Genomic DNA, 12,238 nt, shown 5'->3' with positions numbered 1-12,238 from the left:
GGGGGAGAATGACGACCTTGCCCGCGACCGTGCGGGATTCGGCGAGTGCGAGGGCGGCGGCGGTCTCGCCGAGGGCGAAGGTGGCGGCGATCTGGGGGACGAGGGTGCCCTCGGCGACCAGGCGCAGGACCTCGGTGAGGTCGTCGCTCATGCGCTGCTGCCACACCTTCTGGTTGCGGCGCTTGCCTGCCCAGAGGTTGTAGAAGTGGGCGGCCTTGCCGTTGGGCAGGGCGTTCCAGGTGGAGAGCCGGGCGAACAGCTTCAGGACCGGGAGCTGGGAGTTGCCCTGTTCGTCCTTGGTGGCGGCGCTGCCGTAGGAGACGAGGGTGCCGCCTCGGCGCAGGAGTTGCCAGGACCGCGTGATGGCGGCGCCGCCGACGTGGTCGAAGACGGCGTCGACGCCGCCGGGGGCGAGTTCGCGGATGCGGGCGTACAGGTCGGGGTCATGGTAGTCGAGCGGGGTGGCGCCGAGTTCGCGGACGAGGTCGTGGTGGCGGGGCGAGGCGGTGCCGATCACGGTGAGTCCGGCGTGCCGGGCGAGCTGGACGAGGGTGGAGCCGACGCCGCCGTTGGCACCCAGGACGACGACCGTCTGCCCTCTGCGGACCGCCGCGACGCGGTGCAGCATCTGCCAGGCGGTGACGCCGTTGACGACGACGGTTTCGGCGGCGGCGGGGTCGACCTCTGCGGGCACGGGCATCAGATCGGCGGCGTCGAGCAGCAGGTGGCTGGCCCAGGCGCCGGTCTTGGTGATGGCGGCGAAGCGGCGTCCGACGAGGGCGGGGTCCGCCTGCGGGCCGGTGGCGGTGACGGTGCCGACCAGGTCGTAGCCGGGCACGAAGGGGAAGGGGGGCTGGTCGTAGTACTTGCCGCGCCGCATCTGCTGCTCGGCGAAGCAGACGCCCGTCGCCTCCATCCGCAGCACGACCTGGCCGTCGGCGGGGGCGGGGAGGTCGTTCGTCCGCAGGTGCAGGCCGTCCGGCTCCACCTGGCCGGGCAGGACGATCTCGGTGACGGAGGTGGTGGTGCTGGTCATGGCTGCCCCTGAGGTTTCGACTGTGCGCTTACAGGCGTAAGGCTATGCGCGTTAATTCAAATCCCACAAGGGCTGACGGAGGTAAACTTACGGCGTTAGGTGATGGCGTGGAGGTCCAAGGATGCCGACCGGGGCGGTCCAGCCCGCGCACGCCGACCCATATCTACGCAGGTCACAGGCACATAAGAGGGAAGGCGGTGCAGACGGGACCCCGGGGAGGGCCTAACATCCTTAAGCTTGTCCGCGTAAGATTACGAACATGAGCGATACCGACGTGACGAGTCAGGACACACCCCCGCAAGTGACCCGCGTACGCAATCGTCGAGGCGAAGGCGGTCGGCTGCGGGAGGACATCCTCGATGCCGCCTCCGCGCTCCTGGACGAGACCGGCGACGAGCGGGCGATCACCCTGCGCTCGGTCGCCCGCAAGGTCGGCATCGCCGCCCCGTCGATCTACCGGCACTTCCCCGACCAGCCGGCCATCATGCTGGCCGTCGTGGAACGCGAGTTCGCCGCGCTCGCCGACCACCTGCGCGACGTGGCCCAGAACGCCGGTGACGATCCGCGGGACCGGCTGTACGCGCTCGGCCGCGCCTATCTTCGCTACGCGCAGGACCACCCCGGCCGCTACCGCACCATGTTCGGCGGCCTGTGGATGCCGACCTTGGGCGACACTTCCCTGACGCAGGAGCAGCTCACCGACCTCGGCGCGTCGGCCATACGGGTCCTGGCCGACGCCCTCGCCGACTGTGTCGCCGCGGGTCAGTCGACGGTCACCGACCCGGAACTGGACGCGGTCACCCTCTGGGTCTCCATGCACGGCCTCGCGCACCAGTACACCGTCATCCGCGTCTTCCCCTGGCCCGCGGAGAACGTCGCCGACGCCATCATCGCCAGGGTGGCCAAGCTGACCGACGCGTAGCCGGTGGGGGCGTCGGGCAGGTGGGCGCGCATGTCGATGTTGCACAACTCGGCCAGGATGTCAGCGTATTCGCGGCGCACGCGCTGAACCGCTGTCCGGCGAAGGAAATGACCTAGCGTGCTGCCCATGACTATTCCAACCGTCGGCGCGACCGACGCCCATACCGTCCGCACGGAAGACAATCACCGGTGACATCCGGCATACGCATCACTTGGACACTGACGGGTTCCGGGTGGGCCGACTGCACCCTCGAAGGTCACCAGGAGAAGGCCGAGCTCACCGCGTCCTACATCACCAGCGCGCCGGAAGATCTCCTGACAGCCGTGGCCCGGCTCGTCGCGGGCGAGACGGAGACCCGTGCCCAGGTCGAGGCCGAGCCGACCGCGTACCGATGGATCTTCTACCGTGAAGGCACGGACACCTGGACCCGCGTGCTGGAACTGCGTGACAGCAGCGAGCACGACAACAGGGGAACCGAGATCTGGTCCTGTCAGCTCGGCATCGACCAGCTCGCCCGCGCCGTGATCCGCTGCTTCGACGAGGTCGCGCAGACCTATGGCGAGAGCGGCTACCGAGGCAAGTGGGGCGAACACTTCCCACGAGCCGAACTCGAAGCACTCAGACGACTCTGGCACGCTCACCGCCGCAACGAGGAGTGAGCCCGCTCGTTCCTAGAACCCCCGCCCGGCCACTACCGCCCGAACGACTCCCCCTGATCGGCACCGCCATCGTGCGGCCGTGCCTGGGCCGGGCCGGGGTCAGGCTAGCGGGCGGAGTTCTGCGCGTGGAGTGTGAAGGCCCGTAGGACGAGGGCGGTTTCCATCGCGCACAGCGTCACGCCGAGGGCGGCGTGCGCGGCGAGTGAGCTCTCCAGGCCCAGGAAGGTCTGGGTGAACGTGGCCAGCACGATGGCGATGGTGGCCTTCAGCGGCCACGTCAGCCAGCGGTTGCGGCGCCACAACAGAATGGCGGCCACGACTTGGAGGCATACCAGGAGCTCGAAGACGTAGGCGTTGAAGCCGTGCGGGTCGATCGAATCGACGTCTCCGTTCAGGTGCATCCCGGCGAGCAGGCCCTGTACCACCGTCTCCAGGCAGGCGAGGACGGCCACGACCCGCAGCAGCTTCACCGTGCCGCCACGACCGTCCACCGCTCGGGCCGCCACACTCGGCGCCGTAGCCGTATCCGTAGCCGTATCCGTAGCCGTGCCCGATCCGGCCTCGGAAGGTGCGTCCTCGGGAGAGATGCCTTGCATCGAAGTCCCCATTTCCTTCCCTGTAGCCTGTCCGCCGTCCGCCGCCTCGTACGTGATACCGCTCGGCCCACTCAGGGCTGAGTGGTGAGCCACTCCTGGAAGGTGGGGCCCGCGAGCTTGGCGTGCGGGCCGGGCAGGAATCCGCCGGCCGCCGCGATCTCGGCGTCGGGAATGCCGGAACCGTCGGCCTCGACGACCTTGATGCCGCGGCGGGCGCCGAGGAGCTTGGCCGCCTCGGCCATGGTCTCCCTGCGGGGACCGGCGATCTCGGGGACCGGTGCGCCGGGACCCGCCTGGGCGGGCGCGTCGTGGTCCCAGCTCGACCAGCGTTTCGGCCACGGTGCGGCAGGCCACGAGCTGGGTGGGCAGGGCCGGGATGTAGGCGACACCGCCCTGCTGCCAGTCCAGAAGCTGGCCGACGAACTCATGGAACTGCGCGGCCCGCAGGATAAGAGCGGGCAGCGGGCCGGACAGGTGGGCCTCCTCGTGCACCTGCTGGGCCGCGACGAAACCGGCGGTGGCCTTGTCGGCGCCGATGATGGATACGGCGGCGATCCGGCCGACTCCCGCGTCCCGGCCGGCCCTGTGCAGGTTGCGGGTGGCGGTGCGGAAGAACTCCGTGGCGGCTTCCTGGTCGGAGGCGTTCCATGACGCGACGTCAATGATGACGTCGGCCCCGGCGAGCGCCTCGGCCAGGCCCTCGCCGGTGATGATGTCGACGCCGGTGGCGCGGGACATCGGCGTCACCTCGTGCCCCCGTTCCGCGAGGACGTCCACGACGTGGCGTCCCAGCCGCCCGGTCGCCCCTGCCACTGCGAACTTGCGGATACTCATGTTCCCTGCCCTTCTGGCGCGGTCTTCGGCCGCATACGACCTGACGACGACGAGACGCCGACGCGCCCTCCCCCGTAACAGACCCGGCCCGTGTGACATGGGCCACCGAGGGGACGGTGTTACGGAACGGCCGGGTATGGCGTCCAGTGCTCGGAGCAGAGCTGGGAGCCGGGAACCAACAGGCAGGAGTCGGCCATGAGTGAGAGCAGCGAACGAGCCACGGACGCGGCCGGGCCACTCGGCCATGCCGGGCGCGGGGAGTCGGTGGCCTCCGCCACCGAGGTGTTCGTCGCCCATCGCAACCTGCTGTTCACCGTCGCCTACGAGATGCTCGGCTCGGCCGCCGACGCCGAGGACGTCCTGCAGGAGACCTGGCTGCGCTGGGTGGGTGTCGACCGCGACACCGTCCGGGAGGAACGCGCCTATCTGGTGCGGATCATCACCCGCCAGGCACTGGACCGGATGCGCGCGCTCCGGCGGCGCAAGGAGTCCTACGTCGGTCCATGGCTGCCCGAACCGATACTGACCGCGCCGGACGTGGCCGATGACGTCGAACTGGCCGACAGCGTCTCGATGGCGATGCTGCTGGTCCTCGAGACGCTCACGCCGGTCGAACGGGCGGTCTTCGTGCTGCGCGAGGTCTTCGCACTCGACTACGACGAGATCGCCGAGGCCGTCGGCAGGAGTTCCGCCGCGGTCCGCCAGCTCGCCTACCGGGCCCGGTGCCACGTCGCCGCACGTCGGCCACGTGGCACCGTCACCCCCGCCGAGACGCGAGCCGCGCTCCGCGCCTTTCAGCGAGCCGTCGAGACCGGCGAGTTGCAGTCCCTGCTCGACATCCTCGCGCCGGACGTCGTCGCCCTCAGCGATGGCGGCGGAGTCCGGCACGCCCTGCTGCGGCCCGTCGTGGGCGTGGACAAGGTGGCCCGCCTGCTGGAAGGCGGCTGGTGGCAGCGTGACGCGGAGAGGTCGGTCGAACCGGTCCAGATCAACGGCGGTCCGGGGCTGCTCGTCCGGGTCGACGGAGAGATCGACGGCGTGGTGGCCGTACAGGTGGTGAACGGCTGGGTCACCGGGGCCTACCACGTCCGCAATCCCGAGAAACTGTCGCGCGTGACGCGACGGACCGCCGTCAGCCTCACATGATGTGACGGACCGCCGTCAGCCTCACGTCACGCGGCAGACCGCCGTCAGCCGCTTGCCCGCTCAACCGCCGCCCCCTGGGCCTGCACGGTGCTGTCGAGTACCTCGCGCAGTCGATGGGCGAACTCGTCCGGTTTACCGGGGTAGCCGAACTCGCCGTCGCAGAATCCGCCGTGGTGGCTCGGGAACACGGTCACCCGTTGCCCGAGCAGCTCGGCGGTCGCGACGGAGGTGCGTCCGGTCTGCACGTTCAGGGACTCCTCGCCCACCGCGATCACCACGCGGGTCGGTGCGGCGGCGATCGCGTCGACGTCCGGCCGGTAGCCGCTGACCGCCCATGACCGGTCGGACAGCAGCGGATCATCGCGCGATCCGTCATCTTCCGTGGGCATTCCGATCGCGGCGGGATCGGCCGGTGGCCGTGCGAAGTACGCGTCGGTGAATTCGCCCTCCCACGAGGTCATGGCTACGAACGCGGCCATCCCGGCTCCCCATCCGCGCTCCTCGTATGCGGCGCGCACACCGTCTCGCGCCCGCACGGCCGCCGGACCGTCCGGTGTGAGGGTGATGAGCGGTGGCTCGTGCGCGATCAGAGTGGTCACATCCGCGGGGTACGCCGCCACGACCGCCAGCGCGGTCACCGCTCCGCCGCTGCTGGCGAACATCTCCACAGGACCGGCCCCGAGGGCGTCGATGACGGCGTGCACATCGTCGGCCTGGACCAGCGGCGTGTGGTCCACCCGACCGTCCTTACGGGCGCTGCGCCCGAGCCCGCGGGGATCGTAGGTGACAACGGTCCGCTGGGGGAAGCGCGCGGCGAGCGCGGCGAAGCCGGTGGCGTCCATGGGCTGCCCGATCATGAACAACGGCGGACGTCCATCCGTGGGCGGCAACGGCCCGCGAACGTCGTAGACGAGGTCCGCGCCGCTTGTCTCAAGCGTGTGGGTTTCCATACCCGTGAAGACCGCTCCCGCCCCGAAAACTCATCGGAGGGCGGCGGGTGGGCGTGCCCCGCCCTGCACGGACCTCGCCAGAACCACGCCCTCCGGCGCCGCGCCCCGGCTTTCGAAGGACCCGCAGCGCCCCGGGCGCGGCTCCGGCGGGTGTATCAGCGCGCCACGCGCCAGGTGAGCTTCTTGGTCAGGAGCTTGCGCAACGCCGGATCGCGGACCGCCTTGGTGGCGTCCGTGCCCCGCACCGAGACGGTGTGGGCGCGGCCGTCGGCCGGTACGCCCAGGTCACGGGGCGTCATGGCGGCCTCGTCGCGGCCCTTGTCGGTCGCGTGGCCGTCGACGTACCAGCGCAGTTGGATCTTCTTGCCCGCCTCGACGGTGACGCGCTGGGTGCGGCGCACCGCCGTGCTCGTGGGGGTGGTGGCGGTGAGCACCGACGCGTGCCGGTGGAAGCCCGCGATCATGGCCTCGCGTCCGGGCAGGTTGAACTCGCTGCCCAGGGTCCGCATGATCGAGTTGTCCGTGGGCCGGTAGATGCCGCGCGGGTAGTAGCCACCGCCGCGGTAGGCACCCACGGTGCCGCCGTCGGGGGAGGTCTGGCCCATCCAGCGGTACCACTTCTTCTTCTGCGCGGTCAGCTGGGCCGCCTTGAGCTTGCTGATGTTGGACTCCCACGGCTCGGCGCCGCCGTAGGTGCCGTAGTCGTCGTACCAGTACTCGTCGGCCAGCTTGCCCAGGGAGTGGCCGGTCTCGTGCACGACGATCTGTGAGGAGTCGGGGTTGTCCGAGGACGCGGTGGCGATGCCGTCGTATCCCGAGGAGGAGACGATGTTTTCGTTGTAGCCGGCACCGCCGTATTTGGTGGAGTTCGCAAGGACGATCACCAAGTCGGCGTCGGCCGCCTTGCTCGCGTACGCGTCGACCTTCTCGGGGTTGACGCACAGCAGACGCTCGACGTTGTCGCAGAAGAACGACGAGCCGAGCGCGGTCCGCTTGCTCGTGCCGTAGTCCGGATCGCCTCCGACACCGGACTGCGGTGAGTGGGCCTCGACGGCCCAGACGTTGAACTGCTTCTTGTACGTGTGGTACGGCTCGACGGCGGAGACCTCCTTCCACTTCCTGCGCACGTCGGTCAGGAAGTCGTCCTGCTGGGACTTGGTGTAGCCGTCGCCGATGAACACCACGTCGGCCTTCGAGCCGACCGGGCCGTTCTTGACGAGCGACACGACTTTGCCGTCGCCTGCGACGGCCGAGCGCTGTCTGGCGTTCAGGGGCGCCGGGACGGGGACCTCGGTGTGCCGCGGATGGCTGTGGGGACCGTTGAAGTACTCGACGCGCTGTCGCGGCCCGTCGGAGCGGGAGGGCGTGACGGAGAGCGTGGTGCCCGGTCCGGTGTCGGGGGTGCTGTCCGCGGCGGTGGCACCGCCGACGCCGGTGAGGCTTGCCGCGACGACCGCCATGCCCGAGGCGACAGCGATCTGCAGACGACGCGTGCCTCTGCCCGCTCCGCTCCCCTCACGTCTTGTCCGCGGGGATATGCCGGGCCTTGAGCTCCGCATGAGGGTCCTACCTTCTGGCAGCGGCGGCCGACTGGCCGCGAGTGAGCGAGTGGGTGCGTACGGGTACGCGGGAGTACGTGATGGACCCACCCTGAACTGCGGCGCTTACGTTTCGCTGCCGCTCGGCTAACGCGCCGGTGACGCGGTGAGACATGACGCGGACCGGTTGAGGCGCCGAGCGCCCCGGCACCGCATGTCCCCGCACCCGTGGTCCTGTGCGACATTCGAGCGATAACATGCCGCGATGGAGAGAAGCCTGAGCAAGGGCGACGGGTGCGAACTGCCCGCCACGGCTGTCTGCTGGCTCACCGACGATCCGCAACCGGGCCTGGTGCTCGTGGAGTTCGCCGACGCTTACGATCGCCCTCACCAGCTGGTGGGCAAGACCGCCTACTTCGACGGAGAGCTGTCGCCGGCCTCGACCTACCCGTGCCCGACCAGCACTCAGTGCACGATCGAAGAGATCGAAGACGGCATCGCCGCTGTGAGTACGTGGTGGCTGTCGGGCGGCCCGAACGACACGCGTTTCGTCTTCGACGTCTGGCTGGACACCCTCAAGCCGACCACCGAACTCTGACGGACCTTCGCGGCGTCGGAATCCGGTCAGTCCGGGGTCCCCTGCCACCAGGCCGAACGGCAGCACGCCGAGGGCGCGCTCGGCATCGGCGGACGCAAGTCAGGCACGCGGAGATACGCGGATGCGGCCTCCCCTCGCTCCGACGAGAGAGCTGAGTTCGGTGTGGAAACTTGTCCGTCCTGGGGCCAGCGCCGCCCGCACTTGACGATGTACCGTCACGCGACAGCTCCGTCGGGAATTGAGCCCGTGCACAGCCGAAAGGACAACAATGCTGCACCTCAGACGGCTGACCATAGCCCTCACGGCCGCAGCGGCCGCCCTGACCATGGCACCGGCCGCGAACGCCGTGTCCGCCCCGGACACGGCCACCGCGCCCAGCACGTCCGCCGTGGTGACCCTCCGCTACGACGACAGCCAGGCCCGCGGCTGGGAAACCGCGATCGCGGCCGGAGTCGCCTCGTGGAACACCAACGTGGACAACGTCAAACTCGCCAAGGCCCAGCCCGGTACCCGCGCCGAGATCCAGATCGTGGCCACCAGCGGCTGGCCGCAGGCCACCATCGGCCCGGTCCGGCCCGGCGGTCGCGGTCGCGTCGAACTCGGCAGCCAAGCGGTGACCCAGGGCTACGACAAGACCCGCATCGCCGCGCACGAGATCGGCCACAACCTGGGTCTGCCCGACACCAAACCCGGCCCCTGCTCCCAGTTGATGTCAGGCTCCACCGCAGGCACCAGTTGCAGGAACGCGGTGCCCAACAGCGCCGAACAGGCCCGCGTCGAGGCCTACTACGCGAGCGGCGCCGCCGTGCGCACTCCCGCCGACCGCCGCCTGGCGGTAGACGCGCCCTGACCGCGACAGCATCCGCCCGCACACCGGTGCCCGGCCGCACTGCCCCACGGCCGGGCACCTTCAAGGCATCTTCCGGGCACCTGCCCGGCACCTTCCGGGCACCTCGACGACCGGACCCTCACCGTTCGGCCGCGCCCGACGCAGCTCCCCTCCTGGACAGCGTGCGCAGCGCCCTTCCGTACCGCTGGGCCGCGGCCCACTGGAGCAGGTGTCCGACCGGCCCGGCCGCCCGCACGTACCAGGCCGCGGGGCGGCTGACGGCAACAATGGTGAAGTCCACGGAACCATCCGGGTACCGGCGCAGCACGAAGGCCTCCTCGCCGCACTCGGGGTGCCCGGGCAGGGTGCCGTAGCCGAACCCGATCCTGTTCTCCTCGCGCACCGTCCACACCACTTCGCACGGCGCCCGGAACGGTCCGGCCCGCAACGTCACCCGTACGCCTGGCGCCGCCTCCTCGGCGGTCGCCGAGACGCCCAACGGCACCGCGCGGTGCATCCGCCAGCCGAACAGTGCCTTGGCCGCGGCCTCGAGACTGCCCGGATCCAGCTGGGTGCGTACCTGTAGCCGACGGAATCCGGGAGGCGGCGGAGAGCCGCCGTCGGCCGTCATCCCGACCGGGCTGTACGTGAGATCGGACATCCGCGCACCGTACCCCGCCCCTGCCCGCTTCCCGCACACCGACGCGGACACCACCGGTGCCGTGTTCGTCCGACGCGGTGGGTTGTGGCCGGTTGGTTCCCGGCGGGCGGAGGCGTCCCATCATCCCGGAATCCACCCTGTGGCGGCCACGAGCCACTGATGATGGAGCCTGCGACACGCCGCCGCCCGTCTTCTGACAGTGACAGGAGTACTCAGGTGCCCGAAATCCCCACCACCGAGAACGACCCCACCAACGCGCCCACCACGGAGAACGAGCGGCTGGCCCGCAGGCTCACCGCGTACGCCGTCATGGCCCACGACCCCGCGGTTCCCGCCACGTCGGCCGACTTCTTCGAGCTGAGCGAACCGCACTACCGCGACGTCGACCGGTCACTCGCGGCCTTCGTCGCCAGTTCGCCGCAAGCCTCCGCCGCCTACGCCGAGTTGACCGCGCGACCCGCCGTCATCGAGGGACAACGGCGCTTGTACGCGGCCCTGGTGGCCGCTCTCGGGGAGCGGCCGGAGCACGCGGTGGCACCCTTGGCGGAGGCGGTCGCAGAGGCCGATGCGCACATCATGATCGACTACCACCTCGGGGACGCGTACACCGACGCGTACACCCCGGAAGTAATACCCGCCCCGGACGCGATACCCGGCCCGGCGGCGAGACCGGCCCAGGAAGCGGAGCACCGCTCGCAACCGGCACCCGTACCCGTCCCCGTAACCGGCCTCCCCCAGGCACCCCAAGTTCACATCGTCATCCCCTTCCGCGATCGCGAGCAGGGCAGCCGTACCCGCAATCTGCTCGCCTGCCTCGCCGCCCTCGCCCGGCAGGAGGGCGGCCCGGGGCACCGGGTCACGATCGTGGAGACGGATGACCGGCCGCGCGGCAGGGCGCTGCTCGAACCGCTGGCCGACCGGTATGTCTTCGCGCACAAGGACGGGCTGTTCAACAAGTCGTGGGCGGTCAACGTCGGGTTCGTCAGCGGCCAGGGCGACCTGCCGTACGTCTGTGTCCTGGACACCGACATCCTCGTCGACCGGCACTTCACCGCGCGCGGCGTCCAACGGCTGCGGTCCGGCCCCTTCGCCACCCACCTGCCCTTCACCTGGCCGCTGTACCTCGACGAGCCGTCCACCCGGCGCGCCATCGAGCACGAGGAGGGCGACGTGCCCGACGCCGTCCTGCGCGGCATGCTGCTGCGCGAGCCGCCCGGCGGGTGCGTGTGGACGTCGGCGGAGGTCTTCGGCGGCGTGGGCGGGTTCGACGAGCGGTTCGAGGGCTGGGGCGGCGAGGACGACGACGTCGTGGCGCGGCTGGCCGCCGCGGCGCCCCTCGGGCGGTACGAGGACCGGCTGCTGCACCTGAACCACACCAGACCGGCGATGACGACCGGGGACGGACAGCCGTTCAACGGCCATATCGAGCTCATGACGTGGAAGTCCGACCAAGGCTTTGGCGACCCCCGGAAGTTCTCCCCGGCCGTCACGGCCTGAACGCGGGCCTGCCCGGGGCCGGACACCGGGTGGCCGTCGACCGATTGACAGTCGGGGCCGCCCGTGCCAGCCTCCCGATGGTCCAGACCATCTAACGATGCCACACCGTCCACGGGGGAACAGCATGTGCGCTACGGCGGTGGGGACATGAACGTCGCGGTCCCCGGCATCTTCAGCCCCTCCTACCGGGCCCGCACGTTCGCGGTGGCCGCGGCGTTCGTGGTGAGTGCGTTCGCCGCGCTGGCCCTCAACACGGTCATGCCGGTCGCGGTCCAGGAGCTGGGCGGCCTCGGGCTCTACGCCTTCGCTTTCGGCGGGTTCCTGACGACCAGCATCGTCGGGACCGTCCTCGCGGGCGGGACAGCCGACCGGCGAGGCCCCGCGGCGCCCCTGTACGCCGGGCTCGCCTGCTTCGCGGGCGGCGCGCTGATCTCCGGTGCCGCGACCGCCATGTGGCCGTTCCTGCTGGGCAGGTACCTCCAGGGGCTCGGCGGCGGCGCCGTGACCGTATCGCTGTACGTGGTCGTGGGCCGCGGCTATCCGGCGGCTCTGCGGCCACGGATGTTCTCGCTGGTCACCGCCTGCTGGATCGTTCCCTCGATGATGGGCCCGCCGATCGCGGGCGCGGTCACCGAGTGGCTGTCGTGGCACTGGGTGTTCTACGGCATCGGACTCCTCGGCATCGTGGTCTCGCTGCTGCTCGTCAAGCCGCTCAACCGGCTGAGCCACGCGGGGACGGACCCTGACGACGCACCGGAGGCGGCGTCGGACGACGGCCCGGCGAAGCCGTCGGCCGAACAAGCGCCGCCCGGCGACCGGACCGACCTGCGCATCCTGCCCGCCGTCGCGGTGGCGGTCGGGGCGGGGCTGCTCCAGTACGCGGGGGCGAAGGGCGCCCCGTACCGGCYSSKMSSRGCCGGTRCGGGCCTGCTGCTGCTCATCGCCTGCATACGGCATCTGCTTCCCGCGGGC

The 12,238-nt window shown here is 70.6% G+C and carries 14 protein-coding genes and 1 pseudogene; 8 read left to right on the top strand and 7 right to left on the bottom strand.

The features are described 5' to 3' along the window. On the bottom strand, positions 1-1,036 hold a 1,036-nt coding region (locus AB8Z36_RS16715; RefSeq protein WP_369214100.1), incomplete at its 3' end, for a medium chain dehydrogenase/reductase family protein. Positions 1,037-1,295: 259 nt separating this feature from the next. Between AB8Z36_RS16715 and AB8Z36_RS16710 the strand changes: the two genes are divergently transcribed. Continuing rightward, positions 1,296-1,958 carry a TetR/AcrR family transcriptional regulator gene (locus tag AB8Z36_RS16710; protein WP_369214099.1) on the top strand — a complete coding sequence of 221 codons (663 nt, stop codon included), beginning with the start codon at positions 1,296-1,298 and terminating at the stop codon, positions 1,956-1,958. 188 nt (positions 1,959-2,146) lie between these two features. Further along, positions 2,147-2,617: a hypothetical protein gene (locus AB8Z36_RS16705; protein ID WP_369214098.1), complete on the top strand. Its 471-nt coding sequence runs from the start codon at positions 2,147-2,149 to the stop codon at positions 2,615-2,617. A 104-nt stretch (positions 2,618-2,721) separates the two neighbouring features. Here AB8Z36_RS16705 and AB8Z36_RS16700 read toward each other — a convergent pair whose 3' ends face one another. Further along, on the bottom strand, positions 2,722-3,123 hold the full coding sequence (locus AB8Z36_RS16700; RefSeq protein WP_369214104.1) for a hypothetical protein: 402 nt from the start codon (positions 3,121-3,123) through the stop codon (positions 2,722-2,724). Positions 3,124-3,284: 161 nt separating this feature from the next. After that, the gene (locus AB8Z36_RS16695) at positions 3,285-3,455 is read right to left on the bottom strand and encodes a hypothetical protein (protein WP_369214103.1); all 171 of its coding nucleotides are present in this window, start codon (positions 3,453-3,455) and stop codon (positions 3,285-3,287) included. Here AB8Z36_RS16695 and AB8Z36_RS16690 point away from each other — a divergent pair. Beyond that, positions 3,454-3,864: a hypothetical protein gene (locus AB8Z36_RS16690; protein WP_369214102.1), complete on the top strand. Its 411-nt coding sequence runs from the start codon at positions 3,454-3,456 to the stop codon at positions 3,862-3,864. The genes AB8Z36_RS16695 and AB8Z36_RS16690 overlap by 2 nt on opposite strands. Here AB8Z36_RS16690 and AB8Z36_RS16685 read toward each other — a convergent pair. Next, positions 3,778-4,047: pseudogene (locus AB8Z36_RS16685) on the bottom strand (SDR family oxidoreductase); the annotation flags it as partial. The gene AB8Z36_RS16690 and the pseudogene AB8Z36_RS16685 overlap by 87 nt on opposite strands. A 195-nt stretch (positions 4,048-4,242) precedes the next feature. Between AB8Z36_RS16685 and AB8Z36_RS16680 the strand changes: the two are divergent. Continuing rightward, complete coding sequence (locus tag AB8Z36_RS16680) at positions 4,243-5,193, top strand: RNA polymerase sigma-70 factor (protein ID WP_369214097.1); 951 nt, start codon at positions 4,243-4,245, stop codon at positions 5,191-5,193. Positions 5,194-5,237: 44 nt separating this feature from the next. Here AB8Z36_RS16680 and AB8Z36_RS16675 read toward each other — a convergent pair whose 3' ends face one another. Together AB8Z36_RS16675 and AB8Z36_RS16670 are read right to left on the bottom strand one after the other, a co-directional pair. Then, the gene (locus AB8Z36_RS16675; RefSeq protein WP_369214096.1) at positions 5,238-6,143 is read right to left on the bottom strand and encodes an alpha/beta fold hydrolase; all 906 of its coding nucleotides are present in this window, start codon (positions 6,141-6,143) and stop codon (positions 5,238-5,240) included. A 155-nt stretch (positions 6,144-6,298) separates the two neighbouring features. Beyond that, positions 6,299-7,603 carry a M64 family metallopeptidase gene (locus tag AB8Z36_RS16670; protein WP_369214095.1) on the bottom strand — a complete coding sequence of 435 codons (1,305 nt, stop codon included), beginning with the start codon at positions 7,601-7,603 and terminating at the stop codon, positions 6,299-6,301. A 343-nt stretch (positions 7,604-7,946) separates the two neighbouring features. Here AB8Z36_RS16670 and AB8Z36_RS16665 point away from each other — a divergent pair, with 343 nt between their 5' ends. Together AB8Z36_RS16665 and AB8Z36_RS16660 are read left to right on the top strand one after the other, a co-directional pair. Further along, positions 7,947-8,279, top strand: a complete 333-nt coding sequence (locus tag AB8Z36_RS16665) for a hypothetical protein (RefSeq protein ID WP_369214094.1) — start codon at positions 7,947-7,949, stop codon at positions 8,277-8,279. A 268-nt stretch (positions 8,280-8,547) separates the two neighbouring features. Further along, on the top strand, positions 8,548-9,129 hold the full coding sequence (locus AB8Z36_RS16660; protein ID WP_440581931.1) for a snapalysin family zinc-dependent metalloprotease: 582 nt from the start codon (positions 8,548-8,550) through the stop codon (positions 9,127-9,129). 118 nt (positions 9,130-9,247) lie between these two features. On the opposite strand, the gene AB8Z36_RS16655 is transcribed toward AB8Z36_RS16660, so the two are convergent. Next, entirely contained in the window at positions 9,248-9,769 is a 522-nt protein-coding gene (locus tag AB8Z36_RS16655) for a DUF1990 family protein (protein ID WP_369214093.1), read from the bottom strand. A gap of 216 nt (positions 9,770-9,985) precedes the next feature. On the opposite strand from AB8Z36_RS16655, the gene AB8Z36_RS16650 reads away from it, so the two are divergent. Further along, positions 9,986-11,266, top strand: coding sequence for a galactosyltransferase-related protein (locus AB8Z36_RS16650; RefSeq protein ID WP_369214092.1), 1,281 nt, complete (start codon positions 9,986-9,988; stop codon positions 11,264-11,266). A 147-nt stretch (positions 11,267-11,413) separates the two neighbouring features. Further along, positions 11,414-12,238: MFS transporter (locus tag AB8Z36_RS16645; RefSeq protein WP_369214091.1), on the top strand; the 825-nt coding region annotated here is incomplete at its 3' end.

Source organism: Streptomyces flavofungini (assembly GCF_041028215.1).
In the GTDB taxonomy this organism is placed as follows: domain Bacteria; phylum Actinomycetota; class Actinomycetes; order Streptomycetales; family Streptomycetaceae; genus Streptomyces; species Streptomyces flavofungini_B.
Note: the sequence above shows the minus strand (reverse complement) of the source record. Positions and strands in the feature narration are given on the sequence as shown.